The sequence below is a fragment of the Polynucleobacter corsicus genome (assembly GCF_018688255.1).
GTDB lineage: Bacteria > Pseudomonadota > Gammaproteobacteria > Burkholderiales > Burkholderiaceae > Polynucleobacter > Polynucleobacter corsicus.
Genome location: NZ_CP061314.1, coordinates 1,413,076 through 1,434,466, shown reverse-complemented (window position 1 = coordinate 1,434,466; position 21,391 = coordinate 1,413,076). Strand labels below are relative to the sequence as shown.

Annotated in this window: 25 protein-coding genes; 13 read left to right on the top strand and 12 right to left on the bottom strand. The window is 46.4% G+C overall.

Features of this window, described 5'->3' with window-relative positions; all coding sequences use genetic code 11:
* Nucleotides 1-17: 17 nt before the first annotated feature.
* The 8 genes from C2747_RS07415 (at nt 18) to C2747_RS07380 (ending at nt 6,372) form a co-directional block, all read left to right on the top strand.
* Nucleotides 18-1,277, top strand: coding sequence for an IscS subfamily cysteine desulfurase (locus C2747_RS07415; protein ID WP_433915491.1), 1,260 nt, complete (start codon nt 18-20; stop codon nt 1,275-1,277).
* Nucleotides 1,278-1,345: 68 nt separating this feature from the next.
* A complete protein-coding gene (gene iscU / locus C2747_RS07410) occupies nt 1,346-1,732 on the top strand; it encodes a Fe-S cluster assembly scaffold IscU (protein WP_215304672.1) in 387 nt (128 codons plus the stop codon).
* Nucleotides 1,733-1,751: 19 nt separating this feature from the next.
* Nucleotides 1,752-2,075: an iron-sulfur cluster assembly protein IscA gene (iscA, locus tag C2747_RS07405; protein ID WP_215301393.1), complete on the top strand. Its 324-nt coding sequence runs from the start codon at nt 1,752-1,754 to the stop codon at nt 2,073-2,075.
* Complete coding sequence (gene hscB / locus C2747_RS07400; RefSeq protein WP_251374732.1) at nt 2,056-2,580, top strand: Fe-S protein assembly co-chaperone HscB; 525 nt, start codon at nt 2,056-2,058, stop codon at nt 2,578-2,580. Before iscA ends, hscB begins: the two co-directional genes overlap by 20 nt.
* An 18-nt stretch (nt 2,581-2,598) precedes the next feature.
* The gene (gene hscA, locus C2747_RS07395) at nt 2,599-4,464 is read left to right on the top strand and encodes a Fe-S protein assembly chaperone HscA (RefSeq protein WP_215330955.1); all 1,866 of its coding nucleotides are present in this window, start codon (nt 2,599-2,601) and stop codon (nt 4,462-4,464) included.
* Between the two features lie 18 nt (nt 4,465-4,482).
* Nucleotides 4,483-4,821 carry an ISC system 2Fe-2S type ferredoxin gene (gene fdx / locus C2747_RS07390; RefSeq protein WP_215327626.1) on the top strand — a complete coding sequence of 113 codons (339 nt, stop codon included), beginning with the start codon at nt 4,483-4,485 and terminating at the stop codon, nt 4,819-4,821.
* Between the two features lie 49 nt (nt 4,822-4,870).
* The gene (locus C2747_RS07385) at nt 4,871-5,986 is read left to right on the top strand and encodes a DUF3300 domain-containing protein (RefSeq protein ID WP_215330954.1); all 1,116 of its coding nucleotides are present in this window, start codon (nt 4,871-4,873) and stop codon (nt 5,984-5,986) included.
* Between the two features lie 17 nt (nt 5,987-6,003).
* On the top strand, nt 6,004-6,372 hold the full coding sequence (locus C2747_RS07380; protein ID WP_215330953.1) for a Rap1a/Tai family immunity protein: 369 nt from the start codon (nt 6,004-6,006) through the stop codon (nt 6,370-6,372).
* A 174-nt stretch (nt 6,373-6,546) separates the two neighbouring features.
* Here C2747_RS07380 and C2747_RS07375 read toward each other — a convergent pair whose 3' ends face one another.
* Together C2747_RS07375 and C2747_RS07370 are read right to left on the bottom strand one after the other, a co-directional pair.
* The gene (locus C2747_RS07375; RefSeq protein WP_215330952.1) at nt 6,547-7,185 is read right to left on the bottom strand and encodes a substrate-binding domain-containing protein; all 639 of its coding nucleotides are present in this window, start codon (nt 7,183-7,185) and stop codon (nt 6,547-6,549) included.
* Nucleotides 7,182-8,323 (bottom strand): IS3 family transposase gene (locus C2747_RS07370; RefSeq protein WP_215330951.1). Its coding sequence is split into 2 segments (ribosomal slippage): nt 7,182-8,056 and nt 8,056-8,323, totalling 1,143 coding nucleotides; the frame shifts between segments, so codons are not numbered across the junction. The genes C2747_RS07375 and C2747_RS07370 overlap by 4 nt, the downstream gene beginning before the upstream one ends.
* Nucleotides 8,324-8,372: 49 nt before the next feature.
* Here C2747_RS07370 and C2747_RS07365 point away from each other — a divergent pair.
* Nucleotides 8,373-9,002, top strand: coding sequence for a YeiH family protein (locus tag C2747_RS07365; RefSeq protein ID WP_251374731.1), 630 nt, complete (start codon nt 8,373-8,375; stop codon nt 9,000-9,002).
* Nucleotides 9,003-9,008: 6 nt separating this feature from the next.
* On the opposite strand, the gene C2747_RS07360 is transcribed toward C2747_RS07365, so the two are convergent.
* The 6 genes from C2747_RS07360 to C2747_RS07335 all read right to left on the bottom strand — a co-directional run bounded on the left by C2747_RS07360 (nt 9,009) and on the right by C2747_RS07335 (nt 13,899).
* Nucleotides 9,009-10,343: a sulfate adenylyltransferase subunit 1 gene (locus C2747_RS07360; protein WP_215330950.1), complete on the bottom strand. Its 1,335-nt coding sequence runs from the start codon at nt 10,341-10,343 to the stop codon at nt 9,009-9,011.
* Complete coding sequence (gene cysD, locus C2747_RS07355) at nt 10,343-11,266, bottom strand: sulfate adenylyltransferase subunit CysD (protein ID WP_215330949.1); 924 nt, start codon at nt 11,264-11,266, stop codon at nt 10,343-10,345. Before cysD ends, C2747_RS07360 begins: the two co-directional genes overlap by 1 nt.
* A gap of 48 nt (nt 11,267-11,314) precedes the next feature.
* Nucleotides 11,315-12,043: a phosphoadenylyl-sulfate reductase gene (locus tag C2747_RS07350; protein WP_215330948.1), complete on the bottom strand. Its 729-nt coding sequence runs from the start codon at nt 12,041-12,043 to the stop codon at nt 11,315-11,317.
* Entirely contained in the window at nt 12,040-12,834 is a 795-nt protein-coding gene (locus tag C2747_RS07345; protein ID WP_215330947.1) for a sulfite exporter TauE/SafE family protein, read from the bottom strand. The genes C2747_RS07350 and C2747_RS07345 overlap by 4 nt, the downstream gene beginning before the upstream one ends.
* Before the next feature lie 16 nt (nt 12,835-12,850).
* Nucleotides 12,851-13,015: a hypothetical protein gene (locus C2747_RS07340; protein WP_215330946.1), complete on the bottom strand. Its 165-nt coding sequence runs from the start codon at nt 13,013-13,015 to the stop codon at nt 12,851-12,853.
* Between the two features lie 107 nt (nt 13,016-13,122).
* Complete coding sequence (locus tag C2747_RS07335) at nt 13,123-13,899, bottom strand: ferredoxin--NADP reductase (protein WP_215330945.1); 777 nt, start codon at nt 13,897-13,899, stop codon at nt 13,123-13,125.
* Between the two features lie 149 nt (nt 13,900-14,048).
* Here C2747_RS07335 and C2747_RS07330 point away from each other — a divergent pair, with 149 nt between their 5' ends.
* The 4 genes from C2747_RS07330 to C2747_RS07315 are packed head-to-tail and all read left to right on the top strand — an operon-like array spanning nt 14,049 to nt 15,832.
* Nucleotides 14,049-14,321, top strand: a complete 273-nt coding sequence (locus C2747_RS07330; protein ID WP_215330944.1) for a hypothetical protein — start codon at nt 14,049-14,051, stop codon at nt 14,319-14,321.
* Nucleotides 14,322-14,361: 40 nt separating this feature from the next.
* Nucleotides 14,362-14,847: a methyltransferase family protein gene (locus C2747_RS07325; protein WP_215330943.1), complete on the top strand. Its 486-nt coding sequence runs from the start codon at nt 14,362-14,364 to the stop codon at nt 14,845-14,847.
* A 39-nt stretch (nt 14,848-14,886) separates the two neighbouring features.
* Nucleotides 14,887-15,369 carry a disulfide bond formation protein B gene (locus C2747_RS07320; RefSeq protein ID WP_215330942.1) on the top strand — a complete coding sequence of 161 codons (483 nt, stop codon included), beginning with the start codon at nt 14,887-14,889 and terminating at the stop codon, nt 15,367-15,369.
* 10 nt (nt 15,370-15,379) lie between these two features.
* Complete coding sequence (locus C2747_RS07315) at nt 15,380-15,832, top strand: OsmC family protein (protein WP_215330941.1); 453 nt, start codon at nt 15,380-15,382, stop codon at nt 15,830-15,832.
* A gap of 84 nt (nt 15,833-15,916) precedes the next feature.
* Here the strand turns inward: C2747_RS07315 and lysS are convergent, their stop codons facing one another.
* From lysS to C2747_RS07295, 4 genes are all read right to left on the bottom strand, one after another.
* Complete coding sequence (gene lysS / locus C2747_RS07310) at nt 15,917-17,473, bottom strand: lysine--tRNA ligase (RefSeq protein ID WP_215330940.1); 1,557 nt, start codon at nt 17,471-17,473, stop codon at nt 15,917-15,919.
* A 34-nt stretch (nt 17,474-17,507) separates the two neighbouring features.
* A protein-coding gene (prfB, locus tag C2747_RS07305; RefSeq protein WP_215330939.1) for a peptide chain release factor 2 occupies nt 17,508-18,612 on the bottom strand; the annotation gives its coding sequence in 2 pieces (ribosomal slippage) (nt 17,508-18,530 and nt 18,532-18,612; 1,104 coding nt in all).
* Between the two features lie 28 nt (nt 18,613-18,640).
* Nucleotides 18,641-20,386 (bottom strand): single-stranded-DNA-specific exonuclease RecJ, encoded by a 1,746-nt coding sequence (recJ, locus tag C2747_RS07300; RefSeq protein WP_215330938.1) that lies wholly within the window; start codon nt 20,384-20,386, stop codon nt 18,641-18,643.
* Complete coding sequence (locus C2747_RS07295) at nt 20,383-21,342, bottom strand: hypothetical protein (protein ID WP_251374730.1); 960 nt, start codon at nt 21,340-21,342, stop codon at nt 20,383-20,385. The genes recJ and C2747_RS07295 overlap by 4 nt, the downstream gene beginning before the upstream one ends.
* Nucleotides 21,343-21,391 lie beyond the last annotated feature (49 nt).

Sequence of the window (21,391 nt, the reverse complement as noted above, 5' to 3'; positions counted from 1 at the left end):
AAATCGATAAGCAAAAAATGAACGCACCACAAGACATTCCCCAGCAGTCAATACCGATGTTTAGTCCTAAGCATTTCCCGGTTTATATGGACTATTCGGCTACTACTCCGATCGATCCGCGCGTGGTAGACAAGATGCTGCCTTACTTGCGTGAGCAGTTCGGTAATGCCGCATCTCGTAGTCATGCCTACGGTTGGGCTGCAGAGGAAGCGGTTGAGTGGGCGCGTTCAGAAGTGGCTCAGTTAGTACATGCCGACCCAAGAGAGATTGTGTTTACCAGTGGTGCAACTGAAAGTATTAATTTGGCGCTCAAAGGTGCGGCCCACTTTTATAAAGATCGTGGTAATCACATCATTACCGTGAAGACGGAGCACAAAGCCACTTTGGATACTTGTCGTGAGCTCGAGCGCGAAGGTTTTGAAGTGACTTACTTAGATGTCCTGCCAAATGGTTTGATTGATTTTGCTCAGCTAGAAGCAGCAATGAAGCCAGGCACTATTTTGTTGTCAGTGATGTATGTCAATAACGAGATTGGCGTGATCCAAGATATTCCAGCTATTGGGGAGTTATGCCGCTCACGTGGTGTGATTTTTCATGTGGATGCAGCGCAAGCTACTGGCAAAGTTGAAATCGACTTAGAGAAAACTAAAGTGGATTTAATGAGCTTTTCTGCTCATAAGTCTTACGGTCCTAAAGGTATCGGCGCCTTGTTTGTGCGTCGTAAGCCCCGTATTCGTATTGAGGCACAGATTCATGGTGGTGGTCATGAGCGCGGTATGCGTTCTGGCACCTTAGCCGTTCACCAAATCGTTGGTTTAGGTGAGGCTTTCCGTATTGCACGTCTTGAGATGGATTCGGGCAATGCTCGTATCCGTGCTTTGCGTGATCGTTTGCTCAATGGTTTGAAGGATATTGAAGAGGTTTACGTTAACGGGGATATGGAGCATCGTGTTCCGCATAACCTCAACATCAGCTTTAACTATGTTGAGGGTGAGTCGATGTTGATGGCCTTGAAAGATCTGGCCATTTCCTCTGGTTCAGCATGTACTTCAGCATCCTTAGAGCCTTCTTATGTATTGCGCGCTCTTGGTCGTAATGATGAACTAGCGCATAGCTCAATTCGCTTTACTTTGGGACGCTTTACTACTGAAGAAGAAGTAGATTTCACGATCAAATTAGTTAAAGAGAAGATTGCGAAGTTACGCGAACTTTCACCTTTGTGGGAAATGTTTAAGGACGGTATTGATCTCAGTACCATCCAGTGGGCAGCGCACTAAAAAGTATTGAATAAGCATTGAATATATTGAAGCAAGATTAAAGACAAAAGAGATAGCGAGAAAATACCATGGCATATAGCGACAAAGTAATTGATCATTATGAAAATCCCCGCAATGTGGGTTCTTTTGAAAAAGGCGATGACCAAGTAGGTACTGGCATGGTCGGTGCACCTGCATGTGGTGATGTCATGAAGTTACAGATTCGTGTAAACGATCAGGGCGTGATTGAAGATGCCAAGTTCAAGACCTATGGTTGTGGTTCTGCGATTGCCTCCTCCTCATTGGTTACCGAGTGGGTTAAAGGCAAAACCTTGGATCAGGCTTTAGAGATCAAGAACTCCTTAATTGCTGCAGAGCTAGCTTTGCCACCAGTAAAAATCCACTGCTCTATCTTGGCTGAAGATGCCATCAAGGCAGCAGTGGCCGATTACAAAGAAAAGCATCCGGCCCTGTAAAGATTAAGAGGCTTTCATCATGGCAATTACCTTAACCGACAAAGCAGCAAAACATGTTCAGCGCAATTTAGATAAGCGTGGAAAAGGTTGCGGCTTACGCTTAGGTGTTCGCACCACTGGTTGCTCGGGCTTAGCCTATCAACTGGAATACGTGGATGAGGCTGCTCCTGAAGATACGAAATTTGAATCTAATGGCATCACTATCTTTATTGATCCTAAGAGCTTGGCCTATTTAGATGGCACCGAATTAGACTTTGTACGTGAAGGTTTGAACGAAGGCTTTAAGTTCCAAAACCCGAATGTAAAAGATGAGTGTGGTTGTGGTGAATCCTTCCGCGTCTGATAATTACTTTCGTTTCTTTGGCTTAGAGCAACAATTCAACCTGGATTTGTCTGCATTAGATCAAGCCTATTTGGCGATCCAAAAAGAAGTACATCCTGATCGCCATGCTCGTGGTAGCGATACTGAGCGGAGATTGGCAATGCAGATGGCTACCTTAGCCAATACTGCGTTTCAGACCTTAAAAAATCCGATTCAGCGTGGGCTCTATCTTTGCCAGCTCCATAAAGTAGATGCGCGTCTCGAGACCAATACAGCGATGCCAGCTGCTTTTCTGATGAAACAAATGGAATGGCGTGAAAGTCTCGAAGATCAAGATGAGGACCTAAGTGCTCTGGAAGTCCTTGCTGAAGAGGTTGATCAAGCTAAACGAGGTGTCTTGGTAGAAATTACACAGGCTATCGACGGAGCTAAGAACTATGAGCGCGCAGCTGAGTTACTCAGAGGCCTGCTTTTTATTGATAAGTTTGCGCTAGAGCTAGATGATGCTATCTCAGCTTTGGTATAGCTTTACACTCTAGACCCCATGGCCTTATTACAAATCTCCGAACCTGGTAAATCACTTGCTCCGCATCAACGTCGGATTGCGGTAGGTATTGATTTAGGTACCACTAACTCCTTAGTTGCAATCGTGCGGGATGCTTTGCCTAAGGTACTCCCTGATTCAGAAGGGCGCGAATTACTCCCTTCGGTGGTGCGTTATCTCCCAAATGGCAGAACCCAGGCGGGCTTCGAGGCCGCTGAAAGTATTGTCTCCGATCCCAAAAACACAATCGTTTCTGTGAAACGTTTTATGGGTCGGGGTATTGTGGATGTAGAGAATATCGAAAGCACTCCCTACGACTTCGTTGATGAGCCTGGGATGCTGAAGATCAAAACAGTAGCGGGTGACAAGAGTCCGATTGAAGTTTCAGCAGAAATTTTGGCACGCTTGCGCCAGTTGGCTGAAGACTCGGTAAATGACGACATCGTTGGTGCTGTGATTACTGTGCCTGCTTATTTTGATGATGCTCAGCGTCAAGCAACTAAAGATGCGGCGAAGTTGGCTGGTATTGAAGTTTTGCGTCTGCTCAATGAGCCTACTGCTGCTGCCATTGCCTATGGTTTAGATAATGCCTCCGAGGGAATCTACGCGGTTTACGATTTGGGTGGCGGTACTTTTGACATATCTATTTTGCGTATGAGCAGAGGGGTATTTGAAGTGCTTTCCACTGGCGGCGATTCTGCTTTGGGTGGTGATGATTTTGACCATCGTCTCTATTGTTGGGTGATCGAGCAAGCTAAGCTTTCACCACTCTCGATTCAAGATCACCGTAAGCTCTTACTCTCTTGCAGACATGCCAAAGAGCAATTAAGTCACAATCCATTAGCACGCGTTCATGAAACCCTTGCTGATGGCACTGTGATTAATGTGGGCGTTAGCCAAGCGCAGTTTTTTGAAATCACCCAGCACTTAATCAATAAGACTTTGGTTGCCGTGAAGAAGGCTTTGCGCGATGCAGGCCTTAAAGCTGATGAAGTCAAAGGCGTTGTGATGGTTGGTGGCGCAACTCGCATGCCTCATGTACAACGTGCGGTTGGTGAGCTCTTCGGCACTAAACCCTTAAACAATCTCAATCCAGATCAGGTTGTCGCTCTAGGGGCCGCAATGCAGGCTGACTTACTTGCCGGTAATCAAAGCAAGGATGATGAGTGGCTCCTGCTAGACGTTATTCCGCTGTCGCTTGGTATTGAAACCATGGGCGGCTTGGTGGAAAAAATTATTCCCCGCAATACACCGATTCCGGTGGCGCGCGCTCAGGATTTCACAACCTTTAAAGATGGCCAAACTGCCCTAGCGATTCAGGTGGTGCAGGGCGAGCGAGAGCTGGCGCAAGACTGTCGCTCTCTAGGCAAGTTTGAATTGCGTGGCATCCCGCCAATGGCTGCTGGCGCTGCTCGTATTCGGGTGACCTATCAAGTAGATGCGGATGGATTGCTTTCTGTAAGCGCCATGGAGCAGGGTTCAGGCGTGCAAGCCTCAATCGATATCAAGCCATCCTATGGTTTGACTGATGCCGAGATTGCTCGCATGCTGCAAGATGGTTTTGCATCAGCCAAAGTAGACCTCCTATCCAGATCTCTGCGTGAAGAGCAGGTTAATGCGCAGCGTTTATTGGATGCCGTGCAAACTGCTTTGGATTCTGATCGTGGATTGTTAAATCCTCAAGAACAGGCTGAAGTTGATCAAGAAATGGCCGTCTTGCAAAAGATACTCGCGGAAGAAACTGATAGCGCCATTCTCAGAAAAGCAGTCGATCATGCCGCCAAGGCTACTGACGAGTTTGCCCAAAAGCGCATGAATGCCAGTATTAAGAGGGCATTGGCTGGTAAGAATGTTGCAGAAATTTAAGAAAAGAAAATTACCCAAATGACTCAGATCGTTGTTCTACCCCATAGCGAGTATTGCCCTGAAGGTGCCGTGCTTGAAGTGACTCCAGGTACCTCCGTTTGTGAAGCTTTGCTGGAAAATAATATTCCGATTGAACATGCCTGCGATATGGTCTGCGCTTGTACTACCTGTCACGTAATCGTGAAAGAGGGTTATCAGAGTCTGAATGAGCCTGATGAGAATGAAGAAGATTTATTAGACCGCGCATGGGGTCTGAATCCCCAGTCCCGCTTATCTTGCCAAGCTATCGTGGCGCGCCAAGACTTAGTTATCGAGATCCCGAAATACTCTATTAACCACGCAAAAGAAAATCACTGATTTCTGGCTCGGTATTACACTCCAGAAACACAAGAGGATTAATGAGTGTATGAATATTCAGACTAAAGCAGGGTATTTGATTGGGCTTGCAGCTCTCCTGAGCGCTTGCTCAAATAATAGTGATCCCTATCAAAATATGGACTATCCACAGTCCTATACCCAAAGCGGCGGCTATAACAGTTCACCACAGTTGATTTCATCAGCGCAATTGCAGTCTTTACTTTCTCCGATTGCCTTATATCCAGACTCCTTACTTTCTTTAATGCTGTTGGCATCCACTTACCCACTAGAGGTGGCTGAAGCCTATAACTGGCGCAATAGCAATTCCAATCTAAATAGCGCTGCGTTGCAAGATGCTCTCAAAGCGCAATCTTGGAACGATAGCGTGAAGTCACTAATCTCATTCCCGCAAGCATTCAATATGATGGGTAGTAAGTTGCAGTGGACTCAAAATCTGGGTAATGCCTACAAGCTACAACCTGCAGACACGATGAAGGCGGTACAGGTCTTACGCAAGCGTGCCGTTCAAGCTGGAAGCCTAAAAACAAATCAGCAAATTACAGTGAGCACTGACGCTAACTCGAACGTATTAATTAGTCCTGCCAATACTCAGCTGGTCTACGTGCCGAGTTATAACCCCACCGTTGTTTATGGGGCATGGCCTTATCCAGATTACCCGCCATATCCTGCTTACAACCCCGCCTGGGGAATGATGTCATTTGGTCTTGGGATGGCAGTAGGCGGTGCATTTTGGTCCACACCTAGCTGGTCTGATGGCGCGATTAATGTGAACAATACAAATTCTCCTGGAAGAGCGAATAGGGGCTTGATTGGTCCGAGTAGTATTCAGAACCAACAGCGTCTTCTGAACGATTGGAAAAACAATGCGACCCCGCAAGATCGACAGGCGGCAAGAGCTGCGGGGCAACGAGCAGATAGCGCTTTCCAGAAAAATGCTACGCCACAAGAGCGCTCTCAAGCTGATCGCTTAAACCAAGAAGCACGTAATGATTATCAGCAAGATAAAGCAAATCCAAATACCTATCGTGAGGCAGCCCAAGAAAATGCGATGCGAGACCAAGCGCGTTACGACCGAACGAATGATGATCGATTCGGTGGCCGCGGTGGTTTTGGTGCTGGCCGTATGGGTGGATTTAGGCGCTAATCTATAAAGAAGGCACTATGAAACTATTTCAAACAATCCCACTCATCATCGGTGCAGTCTTACTGTTAGAAGTAAATACTTTTGCTCAGACTGATCTACCTAAGAATGATGCCTCTACTGCTGCATTGGTTGAGCTGTGCAAAAACCTCAATGACGCAGATGCTCAGAACTTTTGCTTTGGCTTTGGTGAGGGCGTTTATCAAGCCTATCTCGTTAACCGTAATTCAAAACAAAAGCCGAGCATTTGTTTCTCATCGGAAACTGGCACAAGAGAAGTCATTCTTCAGGAGTTTCTGGCCTGGAATCAAAAAAATTCCCAATTCAATCAGGAGCGTGCAGCTAAGACGCTGGTACGATTCTTTGAGGTTAAGTATCCCTGCAAATAGTGGGCGTTTGGTTATCAATGCGCATTGCACCAATATGAGGCATTGCGCACATTAAGTAAGCAATGCTGAGTTGGGGGAGACCTTCAATGGAATACGATGTTCTTGTTGTTCATTCTTAGTTTTACCTCCATAGATTTTCTTTCAAACCACCCTAAGGGGTGGTTTTTCTTTGGCTTATATTTTTTTATATTTTGGAGCAGTGCTTGTCGATCCGCGGATTACTAGATGAACTCCAGTCTTAATCTTTTTTGGTAGGTTTTCAACGCCATTGATTTGCGAAATTAAATGATTGGCTGCCTGAGCCCACATGCTAATTGCATTAATGTGTATGGTTGTTAAGCTTGGCAATATATGTCTGGATATTTCTAGATCATCAAAGCCAATAATCGATAGATCCTTGGGAACTTTAATATTTTGGTTTTGAGCCTCAAGCAGTGCGCCTAGGGCTAGTACGTCCTGTCCGCAAATAATGGCGGTAATTTTTGGATTGGATAACAGTAGCTTTTTCAATCCTAGCCTCGCTTCCTGGAGTTCGTAGTGACATTCCACGATCACCTCAGGTTTAAGGAGAATTTTTTTCTGAGCTAGTAATTCTAGGGCTCCTAAAACGCGATCTTTTGCGCGATCATTATCGGAGGTGATACCAGTCAGGATGCCGAAATGTTTATGCCCCATTTCCAGAAGGTGCTGAACGCCTAACTTGATAGCCTCTTTATTATCAAACCCTGATGCAAAGCCATTAAAGGGGGTTGAGAGCTGAACTGCTGTCAATTTAGGTCCACTACTTGAGAGAGTTTTTCTATAGTAAATCATTGCAGCATCATAGGTTGATTCTGGATGATTCTGGGTACTTGTGCCTGGGGTGCTGGTGGTCTGTAATCCAATGCGCTATGGGGTCTTCCATGGTTATAGTGCTTAACCCACTCCCCCACGATGATTTGGGCTTCTTTAAGGCTGTAGAAGATCTCCCCATCCAAAAGGTTATCTCTAAAGGTACCATTAAAGCTTTCACAAAAGCCATTCTCCCAAGGGCTGCCCGGTTCAATGTAGGCTGTCTTTACTCCAATGCCAGATAACCAACCCCGTAGCTCTTTAGCAACAAATTCTGGGCCATTATCACTTCGGATGTGCTCGGGGATGCCGTGAGCAATCATGGCGTTGGCCAGTTGTTCAATCACTTGGATTGAGCCAATTCGTCTAGCGCAGTGGATGGTTAAGCATTTCCTGGTGAACTCATCAATCATCGTGAGCATCCTGATCTTGCCACCGTAGGCATCTCTAATAAAGACAAAGTCATAACTCCAAACATGATTGGTATGAGTAGCTCGCAATCTCATACAGCTGCCATCGGAGAGCCAGAGTCTGCCTCTAGGAGGTTGCTTTTGTGGGATCTTCAGACCCTCTTGCCGCCAGATGCGAGCGACCTTGGCGGTAGTTGCTTGCCCCCAACCAGCGTTACGCATCATGCCCGCAATAAATCTATAGCCATACCGGCCATAGGTGCTCGCCATGCGGATGACTTCAGCTCTCAGGGGCTCTTCGTCATCTCTAGGCAATGGCATATAGCGATACGCTGCTCTGGAGAGCCCTACCAAACTACAGGCAGTCCGCTCAGAGATAGAATGCTGGTCCATGAGCAGCTGTGCTGCATTTTTACGCCTAGCAGGGCTTAGAAGTTTCCCTTAATGACTTCCTTAAGCATGACTTCTCGTAGCGATAAGTCTGCTACGAGCTTTTTTAAGCGAGTATTTTCCAGTTCCAGATCTTTGTACTTACGAGCTTGGTCGACCTTCATACCACCATAAATCTTGCGCCAACGATAGTAGCTTTGCTCTACCGTTCCCACTTCTTTACAGGCCTGGGCTAGGGTTTTGCCGTTCGTTGTCAGGACATCGATTTGACGCAATAAGGTGACGATTTGCTCGGGTTTAAGACGTTGGCCTTTTGCCATATTTAGCACTCCTTTAAGGTGAAGATTATCAAAAATCCTCTCTTCTGGAGTGGTACTAAAAATCAGGTCAGTTCAAGCTGCTTTAGCGGTCGCCTCAGTGCTGCCAAAAACAAAAGAGAATGAGCGATTTACGCTTCTGGTGGTAGTTGGGGTAACTGTCCTCTCCACTATTGCCATGGTGGTGTATCCCTTCGCGTTGCAGTTACTCAACATCACTGCTTTACCTGCAGGCATCTTTCTGGGAGCCACCATTCATGATGTGGCGCAGGTAGTTGCTGCAGGCATGTTATTCGGCCCTGAGGCGGGTGATGTAGCAACTGTCGTTAAGCTTTTTCGTGTCGCTCTTTTGTTGCCTGTCGTTTTATTTATCTCTATTTTCTTTGGTGCTGAAAAATCATCTCAGCGTTTAGGATGGGGCAGCCTACGTCTGATACCAACATTCTTATTGGGATTCGTGGCGCTATCAGTCGTTGCATCCATGCAGATTTTGCCAAGCTCCCTTACTCAATCTATTGGCGGAATCTCCCGCTGGATGTTGGTGATTGCTATCGGCGCTGCTGGATTAAAAACAAACTTTCAGGAGTTAGCAAAGCTCGGCTGGCAGCCAGTTATTATGCTGGTTATTGAGACCCTATTCATTGCTGCAATCGGACTATTATTTATTCTTAAAATGACCTAGCTTGAACTAAGCGATAGCCTCTCGAATCATTCCGGCCGCAACAGTATGGTTTGTGGCTTCATCAATGAGGATAAATGCACCAATGCGTTGAGATTGATCAAACAAGTCGGCAACAATAGGTTTTTGCAGAACGAAGGATATGCGACCGATTTCATTTGCCTCTAGCGGATGAGTTTCTAGCGCATGAGAAAGTGTTTGTACGTCTAGCACCCTCTCAATTACTTTGACCTTGGCGCCAATCGTATTGGTAGTGTGACGCAAAGCATACTTCCGACTCAGGGAGAGTGGTTCGGTATCAAGCCAGCAAAGATCAGCAGAGATCTGCTTGCTGAGTGTTGGTGGATTGGCATCTTTAGCGCTGATAAATAAGCAACCTCTTGAGACATCGATATCTTCAATCAGGCTAATCGCCGCGGATTCACCTGTTTGAGCGGACTCCACCTCATTGCTGGTGTGCTCGCGATTTGAACGATTACCTAAGTAGATCTTCGAAACAGTTGCCTCGCGATTCTCTGGTAGAACTTTAATTTTTTGACCCACTCGAATACTGCCGGACTCAATTTGACCTAGGTAGCCGCGGAAGTCATCGGAAGCGCTGCCATCCTGACGGGCAACATATTGCACTGGAAAGCGTAACCCAGTTTTTTCTGATTGAGGGCTAGTATCTAGACCCTCAAGCCACTGAAGTAACGTGGGCCCCTTGTACCAAGACGTATATTTGCTAGGCGTGACAACGTTGGCGCCGAGTAGAGCGGACATCGGAATTAAAGTGGGTTCAGACAAGCCAATTTTTTTGCACAAGTCTTTAATTGTTATTTTGATAGCATTGAAAGCAGCCTCATCAAAATTGAGCAAATCCATTTTGTTGATGGCAAAAATAACGTGGCGCAAACCTAATAAATGCACAATTGCGGCATGTCGTTTAGTTTGAGCCAATAAAGTGGCTGGAGTGGTATTGAGATCTACTCGAGTGGCATCTACCAAAATCACCGCGACATCGGATTGAGATGCGCCCGTAACTAGATTTCGCGTGTATTGCTCATGACCCGGAGCGTCAGCCACAATAAACTTCCGCTTAGGCGTAGAAAAATAGCGATAAGCGACATCGATAGTAATGCCTTGTTCACGCTCAGCCTCAAGACCATCAGTAAGTAGCGCCAAATCAACACCTGCATCTGATGAAGTCACACGGGCATGCTTAGTTTTCGATAAAGATTCGAGCTGATCCACCAAAATAGATTTGGTGTCGTAAAGTAATCGACCAATGAGCGTGCTCTTGCCATCATCTACGCTACCAGCAGTGATGAAGCGGACTACATTTTGATTTTGATTGGTAGTCATTAGAAGTAGCCTTCTTTCTTTCGGCGCTCCATAGAGGCCTCATTAGTTTGATCATCCATGCGTGTAGCGCCACGCTCTGTAATTTCTGTAATCGCAGTTTCAGCGATGATGTCGATGGGATTAGCGGCCGTACTAAGGACTGGGCAAGTGCAACTGATATCGCCTACAGTGCGAAAACGCACATTTAGAATCTCGCTAATATCGCCCGGTGCCTTAGGTGTGATATTGGTAACAGGGACTAAGAGGCTATTCTTACGAACCACTTCGCGTTCATGGGTATAGTAAATACTTGGTAGCTCTAAATTCTCGCGAGCGATGTATTGCCAAATATCAAGCTCCGTCCAATTGGAGATCGGGAACACGCGCATATTCTCTCCTTGAGAAATGCGTGCGTTGTATAGGTTCCAAAGTTCTGGGCGTTGAGCTTTAGGATCCCATTGGCCAAATTCATCGCGGAAGGAGAAGATGCGTTCTTTGGCACGAGCTTTTTCTTCATCACGGCGTGCCCCACCCATAAGGGCATCAAAATCATGCTCAGCAATGGCTTCAAGCAAGGTTACTGCCTGAGCGGCATTGCGAGAATCGGTTTCTTTTCGTAAACGCACAGTCCCTTTTTTGATGGAGTCTTCTACACGCCCAACAATGAGTTTCACGCCGGTTTTTTCGACTACAGAGTCTCGATAGGCGATGACTTCTGGATAGTTATGCCCGGTATCAATATGCAGAATGGGGAAGGGGAGCTTTACTGGGCGATCGCCAAACTGAAAGGCTTTGCTAGCCAGGTGAAACATTACAATCGAATCTTTGCCGCCAGAGAACAGCATGGCAGGGTTTGCGCACTGTGCTACCACTTCACGAATGATGTAGATCGACTCAGCTTCTAGCCAATCTAAATGGTCATCTAGTAATTTTTGTTCTTGCATTCTGTAATTCGTTCTTTGCTAAGTTTTGCTACTAAAGTAATTCAATGATTATTTATTTACGTGAAGACCGCATTCTTTGCTATCGCTTTGTAACCACCACCAGCGACCTGCACGAATATCCTCGCCTTGTTTCACTTGGCGCGTGCAAGGCTCGCAACCAATACTGGGGTAGCCCTTTAAGTGCAGTGGATGAATGGGTACGCCCTCTTGTTTGATGTAGGCCCAAATATCAGCCTCAGTCCAATCAAATAATGGATTGAATTTAGCAATGCCACGGGCATCATCGAGTTCTTCCAAGTTCAACTCAACACGGGTAGTGGATTGTTCACGTCGTTGTCCAGTCAACCATGCATCAGCGCCAAGTAAGGCGGCATTCAAAGGCTTAATTTTGCGAGCGCCACAGCAAGCTTTCTTAGCTACCTCTCCATCGTAAAAACCATTCATGCCGTATTGATCGATGAATTCTTGAACATCACTTTCTTCTGGATAGGCTTGGGCAATCGAAATCCCATAGTGCCTTTCTGTGGTTTTAGTCATATCCACAGTTTCTCGATGCAGGCGACCAGTGGCTAAGGTAAATAACTGAATGTTGGCCTTAGATTGAACAATCGCATCAGTGATCACCATGTCCTCAGCAGCCAAGCTCGTAGCAAACCGAATGTCTTGGAATCGTGCGGCAATATCTAGAAGGCGCTGCTTGAGAGTGGCCGTCTTTCTGGCTAATTCAGACTCAGAGGGTGCATTTACGGGAATGGGCCAAAATTCTGGAGCAATCATGAAGACACCAGCTTAACTCCAACCAAAAATAATGTTCCCGCAAGAGTTGTTCTTGTGGCTCTCTCAGACAGTGCGCTGGAGAGTTTTGCGCCTAACCAAATGGCCGGCACGGAGCCAATTAGCAATCCAAACAGCAAGTCAAAATGCACGTTTCCGAGCCACCAATGCCCTAGTCCAGCCAGCGCAGTCAATGGCACGGCATAGGCAATATCAGTGCCAGCAACTTCTGATGCTTTTAAATGCGGATAGAGTAAAAGGATGAGCGTTGCTCCAATTGCACCGGCACCAATTGAAGAGACCGTTACCAGGATTCCAATTACAGCGCCAACACTTATGGTTGCAGTCTTAAGAGCGGTGCCAGTAGGGAGGTAGCGCGGATTCGCTTGTACCCATTTTAAGATCTTGGATCTAAAGAGAAGAGATGCTGCCGTTAATAAAACAGATATTCCAATGGAAATGCTAATGACATGATTCCAGTCTTTTGAAACTGGGCCGACATATTTCAAAACGAGGATGGAAAGTATTGTGGTACTAATACTACCTATGCAGAGAAGGCGAACAATATCCCAGCGTACATTTCCATGAAGGCGATGCGCTGCAGTGCCAAACCCTTTGGTGATGGCTGCGAATGCTAGATCTGTTCCGACGGCGGCCGTGGGAGCAACCCCGAATATCAGCGTCAGCAATGGCGTCATCAGTGACCCCCCACCGACGCCTGTCATGCCAACCAATAGTCCAACTAGCGCGCCGGAAATAATGAAATGTGAGGAATCAATTAAGAAGTTAAACATCAGTACACCCAATCAATTAAGCAAAGGTTTGCTCAAACTCATCGAGCTTGATGGCATTCATGAGAAACAGAATTTGACGCTGGAAGCTTTTGCGTTCCGCCACATTCTCATGTGGCAAACGATCATGTTCGCGTAATAGCTTGGTTATGATCGGGTTGTAGTGCTCACGTACGGGGGACATCCGAATTCCTTGGTAAATATCTTGTTAAGAAGAATTTACCAAGTGGGCTATATATCCACAAGAAATATATAGCGATATCTAAATTACTTTTAGATATATAAAGTGGATTACTTTTCTACGAATGCCCGTTCGAATACGTAGTCACCTAGCTGACCCAGGCTGGGGGAAACCTTGAAGCCTTTGGCATCTAGCATCTCAGCAGTTTCTTTCAGCATGGATGGGCTACCGCAGATCATCGCGCGATCGACCACTGGATCTAATGGGGGTAGGCCAATATCTTTAAAGAGTTGACCAGATTCAATGGCGGTAGTTAAACGACCGGTGTGCTTAAAAGCCTCACGTGTCACAGTTGGGTAATAGATTAACTTCTCACGAATGATTTCACCGATGTATTCATCTTGAGTGAGTTCATTTTTAATGTAATCAGCGTAGGCTAATTCGCTAACCAGGCGCACACCATGAATCAAGACGACTTTTTCAAACTTCTCATAAGTATCTGGATCACGAATGATGCTCATGAATGGCGCTAGCCCCGTACCAGTGCTAAATAAATAGAGGTACTTACCTGGATTTAAATCATCAATAACCAAGGTGCCAACGGATTTTTCGCTCACCAAAATAGGGTCACCGACCTGAATCTTTTGGAGGCGAGAGGTAAGGGGGCCATCTTGAACCTTGATGCTCAAAAACTCTAAATGCTCTTCGTAATTAGGGCTTGCCACGCTATAGGCGCGTACTAATGGCTTGCCTTCAACCTCTAAGCCAATCATCAAAAAATGGCCGCTACGAAAGCGCAGACCTTTGTTTCTGGTGGTAGTAAAGCTAAATAGGGTGTCGTTCCAGTGATGGACTGTGAGGACGGTTTCGGTGTTGTAGGCTGCCATAAACGCTTAATAATGAGGTGTAAACCTCAATTATCCCCATTCTTGGGGTGGTTCTATAGATAAAAAAGTATTTAGCTTATAAAAAGGGATTCTTTTACTTATGCTCGCCAGTTCCCTATGATCCTTTCATACCCAACCGAAAGAGTCATATGTCTACTAAGCCTGCCGTCCAGAAGCCCTTATTTCTGACCATCATCCAGATATTTCTGGGTTTGGCACTGTTGAGCCTGTCGACTCATCTAGCGTTGGAAAGCTCTCTCTATCTTGAGGTTCTCAATCAGAGTGGCCTGAATCAATACCATGCCTTTGGGGTGCTGGTTTGCCTAAGTTTTATTTCGGGTGTGTTTCTTATTGCACAGCATGTCCTCACACAAGATCAGGCCAGTATTGATGATCACTTTATTCGGGCTCTGAACTACTAAAGGAAGATAGACTGTGGTCTTATCTCTATAAGGCCACAATATGAATTCATCACCCCCTAAATCCATCTTTGATAAAGGTGCGTGGTATGTGGTGGTTCAAGGCATCTTGATTGGCTTCATCTTATTTGGACCTCAAGGGTCTCATCTAGTCAGCTCAGAGCCGCTGGCTGCTACCCTTCAATCTTGTGGCATTGCTATTGGCTTGCTAGCTTGTTTAATTATGGTGATTGCCGTAATTAACCTAGGAAAAAATCTCACCCCCTTACCTTGTCCTAAAGACGATGCTGTTCTCATTCAGACTGGCTTATACCGGTATGTTCGGCACCCAATTTATTTCGGAGTTCTCTTGGCGGCTCTGGCCTGGCTACTCATCTTCCCTGGGCTCTATCTATTAGCTTATTCGATCTGCTTATTTCTATTGTTTGACATCAAGGCTAGGCGTGAAGAGGTTTGGTTGGTTGAGCGCTTTCCTGATTACAGGGCCTATCAAGCCAGAGTTAAAAAACTGATTCCGGGAATTTATTGAGGCGGCTATGCTGATTTTTCATTTGGTTATCATTTGCGAATGAGTCGGATCAAATACATTTACCTCGCTTTGCTTAGCCTGGGGCTAGTAATCTTTGCCGTCATTCTCCAGCAAGTTGGATATCAAGGAGTGAGCTTTCTGCCATGCCCACTTTGCATTCTGCAAAGGGTTGGGTACTTAGGTATCGCCATCTTTTGTTTTTTAGCTGCTAGCTTTAATCCCCTGAGAAAGCTTTTCCATGTACTGGCAACACTTTCAGCGGCCTACGGACTTTCAGTGGTAGGACGTCAAGTCTGGTTGCTTTCGCACCCAGAAATCTCGTGTGGAATTGATCCACTAGAGATCTGGATCAATCAATTTCAATTGGTTCAAGGCTTGCCTTGGTTATTTAAAGCAGATGGTATTTGTTCTGCAAAGTTACCAGCAATCTTGGGCTTGCAAGTACCGGAGTGGTCTTTTCTCTGGCTAACCTTTTTCCTATTAGTTCTTGCAGTCACCTTCTTTAAAAAATTACCTAAATAAAAGGAAGTGTATGAGCGACTCCCCATCGGTCAAATTAGTGCAGCAAAGCGATTATCAATTTGCCATCCATTACAACGAAGAGCGTGATCCTATTTATGGAGACGAGCCACCGCCATTGGGTAGATCTCAAGGCGCTACACCGTCACAATTTTTATTGGCCGGAGTAGCCAATTGCCTATCTGATTCTTTGCTATTCGCATTACGAAAGTTCAAGCAAAATCCTGAGCCAATCGAAACTAAAGCCAGTTGCGAAATAGGTAGAAATGCAGAAAACCGTTTGCGGATCATGGCAATCCAGGTGGAGATTCGGATTGGTGTACCAGGAAAGACTTTGGAAAACCTTGATCGCGTATTGGCGCAATTTCAGGATTTCTGTACCGTGTCTTCTAGCGTGAGCTTGGGTATTCCGGTCAATGTTACGGTAATCGATAGCGAGAATACGAAGTTATATTCTGCTACCTAAGTATCTATCAGTTGCATAAAGAAAAAAGCCGCAGAAGTTTAATTCTGCGGCTTTTGTATTTCTAGGTAGTGCTGATCGGACTGATTACTCTTCTTCGCGACGCAGATGTGGGAAGAGAATGACATCACGAATATTTGGTGCGTCAGTCAACAACATGACTAAGCGGTCAATACCAATACCGCAACCACCAGTCGGGGGCATGCCATATTCCAGCGCACGAATGAAGTCATGGTCAAAGTACATTGCCTCTTCATCGCCCGCTTCTTTTTGCTCCACTTGCTTACGGAAGCGATTAGCTTGATCTTCCGCATCATTTAACTCTGAAAAGCCGTTAGCGATTTCACGTCCTGTGATGAACAATTCAAAGCGCTCGGTAATACCAGGGCGGGTATCAGATTCACGGGCAAGAGGACTCACCTCGATTGGGTAATCGATGATATAGGTTGGCTCCCATAGGTGTGACTCAGCAACCAATTCAAAGAGAGCTAATTGAAGGGCGCCAATGCCAGCGTTCTTGAGGGTAGGAGAGTCTGGATTCTCGCCACCTTTTTTCAATTCAGCGCGAATGAATGCAGCGTCTTCTAATTGAGCAGCTTCGTAGCTCTTGTTTGACTGGCCACAATATTTCAGGATGGCTTCGGTAATCGTCAAGCGCTGGAAGGGTTTACTCAGATCCAGTTCACGACCTTGGTGGGTTAGAACAGCGGTACCTTGTGCGTCCATTGCAGCAGCACGAATCAAGCCTTCCGTAAAATCCATCAACCAACGGTAATCGGTATAGGCTGCATAGAATTCCATCATCGTAAATTCTGGATTGTGACGTGGGCTAACACCCTCGTTACGGAAGTTACGATTAATTTCAAACACGCGTTCAAAGCCACCCACTACCAGGCGCTTTAAATACAACTCCGGTGCAATGCGCAAGAACATTTGCATGTCTAAAGCATTGTGGTGCGTAATAAATGGCTTAGCAGTTGCGCCACCCGGAATCGGGTGGAGCATGGGTGTTTCCACCTCCATGAAGTCGGCATCGAGCATGTGGCGACGCAAAGAAGCAATCGTATTACTGCGCGCTCTGAAAGTATTGCGACTTTCTGGATTGACGATCAAGTCAACATAGCGTTGGCGATACTTAGTCTCTAAGTCTGATAAACCATGGAACTTATCTGGTAGTGGACGTAAAGACTTGCTCAGCAGGCGCAGCTTGCTGCATTCAACTGAGAGCTCACCCTTATTAGTTTTAAATAGATTCCCTTCAGCAGAGATAAAGTCACCCATATCCCAGTGCTTAAATGCACCATGAATATCGGCACCGCTGATTTCATCATTAATGTAGAACTGAATCTGGCCACTGCGATCTTGAATAGTCGCAAAGCTGGCCTTACCCATCACCCGCTTGAGCACCATGCGACCAGCCACTTTGACATGTACCTTCTTGGCTGCCAATTCCTCTTTAGTGAGGCTGTCGTAGTGAGTGTGAAGATCTGTAGCTAAGTGGGTCGGTACGAAGTCGTTCGGAAACGCGATGCCACCTTCACGTAGCTTGGCTAATTTCTCACGACGCTCGGCGATGATGTGGTTTTCATCTACAGATTCAGGAGCTGTAGCTTGGTGGGGAGTTGAATTCACTGGATCGTTCATATGGAGTATTAATAACTGGAATAGGGGTAGTAAATCAAACGCCTTGCTTCAGGCTGGCTTCAATAAAGGCATCGAGATCGCCATCTAATACTTTTTGTGTATTCGAGATCTCAACGTTAGTACGTAAGTCTTTAATCCGACTTTGGTCCAGCACATAGGAGCGGATCTGATGACCCCAGCCCACATCAGTTTTACTGGCTTCAAGCTTATCTTGTTCGGCACGACGTTTTTGCATCTCATGCTCATACAGGCGTGACTTGAGCATCGTCATCGCTTCAGCCCTATTGCGGTGCTGGCTTCGGTCATTCTGACACTGCACCACGATTCCAGTAGGTAGGTGGGTTAAGCGAACAGCAGAGTCGGTTTTGTTAATATGCTGACCACCCGCACCAGAGGCACGATAGGTATCAGTACGAATATCTGCTGGATTAACGTCAATCTCAATCGAGTCATCAATCTCTGGGTATACGTAGATACTGGCAAAAGAAGTATGGCGACCATTGGAAGAGTCAAAGGGTGACTTGCGTACTAAACGGTGTACACCAGTTTCTGAGCGTAGGTGTCCGTAAGCATATTCACCATCCACCTTGATAGTGGCACTCTTGATACCGGCAACATCACCATCGGATTCTTCTAGGATTTCTGTTTTGTAGCCCTTGCGCTCGCAATACTTCAGGTATTGGCGCAGAAGTATGCTCGCCCAGTCGCAAGCCTCTGTTCCACCAGCGCCCGCTTGAACATCGATAAAGCAATTACAAGAATCCATTTCGTTATGAAACATACGGCGGAACTCGAGATCATGAATGATCTTGCTGTAGCTCTCAACGTCTTGCTCGATAGCAGTAATAGTTTCAAAATCACTTTCTTCTTTAGCCATATCGAATAATTCGAGGGCGCCAGTGATATTGCTGTTTAAATCGGTGAGGGTGGCAACAACACCATCGAGCAATTTTTTCTCTTTGCCGAGGGCTTGCGCTTTCTTTTGATCATCCCAGATGGTGGGATCTTCAAGAATAGAGTTAACTTCAGTAAGGCGTCGTGACTTTACTTCGAAGTCAAAGATACCCCCGAAGTGCTTGCTCACGGGTGAGCAGATCGGACAGGGTATTTGAAATAATATTGAGTTGTTCGGCTTCCATCCCCTGATTATAAGGGGGTTATTACAGCCTAGCCCTCGTCGTGCGCCTCAATCATGAGTTGTACGCGTGCCTGCCCTTGAAAACGGTCAGTGACTATGCGATAGGCCAGCTTGGCCTTGGCCGGTAAGGATTGGGTGTGGTTAAACCAGACTCCAGTAAATGGCTTGCTAGCCAATGGACCGCTTCCCACCGGACGTAGCTGCAAACGCAGATGTTTTTCTTTCATGAGGCTTTGCTGCCCAATCTCAAATTCCCCATAAAAAATGGGTTGCGGAAAGCCTTGTCCCCAGATTTCTTCAGCTAGGAGATCGCCGGTTTCGGGTGTAAATTCAGACAGATCTAGTGGACCATCATGAATATGGCGACGCTCTAGCAATTCATCATTGAGTAAGCCATTGGCAACCTGCTGAAACACAGCGTCAAACTTTTCAAAATCGGCTTTTCTAATACTGAGGCCTGCTGCCATGGCATGGCCACCAAACTTGAGAATTAAGCCGGGCTCGCGCTTAGAAACAATATCCAAGGCATCGCGCAGATGAAAACCTGTCAGCGATCTACCTGAGCCACGCAATTCTTCCCCATTAGCGCCATCGGCAGGAGCGAAGACAATCGCAGGTCTATTAAAGCGTTCTTTCAGACGAGAGGCCACGATGCCAACCACGCCTTGATGCCACTCTGCATTCCATAGGCAGATACTGGAACGCTCAGCCATAGTGCCTGCCAATTGATCTTCAGCTAGGTGAGCGAGAGCAGCTTCTTGCATACCGCCTTCAATGACACGCCGCTCACGATTAATGCGATCGAGTTCATAAGCTAGCTCAATGGCTTCTTCGGGTTGATCGCAAATTAATAAACGAATACCCAAAGCCATGTCCGCCAGACGGCCTGCTGCATTTAAACGAGGGCCGATGGCAAAACCTAGGTCAAAGGTATTGGCCTTGCGAGGATCGCGCACAGCCGCCTGAAACAGTGCCTGAATACCTGCCTGAGATGCGCCTGCACGAATACGCTTCAGACCATTCGAAACCAGGATACGGTTATTGTGATCCAGCTGTGCCACATCCGCTACAGTGCCCAAGGCCACGAGATCCAATAGGTTCTCAATCTTGGGTTGTGTTTCAGCAGTAAATTTACCGCGCTGTCGAAGTTCTGCTCGTAAAGCAACTAATAGATAGAACATCACGCCAACACCGGCAAGCGCTTTGCTCGGAAAGCTACAACCCGGTTGATTGGGATTGACGATTGCAGTAGCTTTGGGCAGTCGATCGCCTGGTAGGTGGTGGTCAGTCACAATGACTTCCATTCCAAGCTCGCGAGCTCGGTCTACTCCAGCTTCGCTGGCAATGCCGTTATCCACCGTGATGAGATATTTTGGCTTGGGAACTTGCTGAGCAGCAAGATCAACCACCTCTGGTGTTAGTCCATAACCCATCGTAAAACGGTTTGGCACTAGAAACTGAATGGGAGTATCTGGCCCACCCAGCATCTTCAATCCACGCAGAGCTACAGCACATGCAGTGGCGCCATCACAGTCATAGTCTGCTACTACCAGCATCGATTCTTTGCGCTCCAAAATATCGGCTAGTAGACTGGCAGTACTAATGCAGTTCTTCAGTTTTACTGGTGAGAGTAGTTGCTTTAGATCTAAAGAGAGTTCCTCTGGTTTATCAATGCCGCGAGCCGCGTATAGTCTTGCCAGCAATGGGTGTAGACCACTTTGCTGTAACCAGCTAGCCGTGCGATCAGAGAAGGGGCGCTGAGAGAATAGGCTCATGCTGAAATGATTTCTTGCCAAGTTAAGGGTTCTGATTTTTTCCAGAAAGCCCATGACTGCTTATTTAAGTCTTTGGCTGTGAAGACTCTGTGGCGAGTATGACCCTTTGGAAAATCGATCACTTCGATTTCATCTAGCTCATTACTTAAAAGCGCTTTTCTTAATTTATCCCAAATGCTTCCAGGACGATCAATCCACGCAAAAGTATTTTGCAACTTTGAGAAATCAATTTCACCTTGCCAGGGAATTGAAAGATATTGAGCTAAGCCAGCCAAGAGGGGATGATCTCCATATATCTGATTTACATGCTCAATGAATGGAGGGGTCTGAATATCAGCCAGTTTACCGATACCGCTAATCCATAAGGAGTTAATGCTGGGGTATCCGCGTTGTTCGCGCTCCTGATTAACGGGGTCAATATGCCAGAGCATCTGAATTTCATTTTGGAGTTTGCGCCAGAGCTTAGCGATGCCAGGCTCGTTTGTATCACGTGGCATCCACCAATCAATATTGCGACCATGCGCTTGATCAATAGAGTGTGTTGCAAGACTAGCAAATGGACCTGCTGCAATAAACCAATCACGCTGACCCTGAAATAAGACCTTGTTTCTAAAATCTTCTTCGATGAAGGGGAGGGCAACTTGTAGCAAGTTGGCAGATTCTTTTGCTGTCAGATCAATCTGACTTTGGGCCATCAGGATTAAATGATCCCGGGTGGCATGAAAGTGGACTGGCTGTAGACAGGCAATCACTTCATTTGGGTTCACTGCTAGACTGCTTTGACCTAATAGTAAGACTGGGGCAATCGGCAGTTGATCGCCCAGTAGAAAGCGCTCTTGCGGAAGTCCGCTGGGCGGGGTATCCCGCTCTAATCCAGCGTCAACAGCATCTTCCCCTGACACCATCAGGGTAAAGCGTCGCGAAGAACTTGTTTGGGAGGTCAAATTGGCAGTCATTCCCCTGATTTTAGGTGGCATTTACAGAATCCATCAGTTTGCTCGTTTA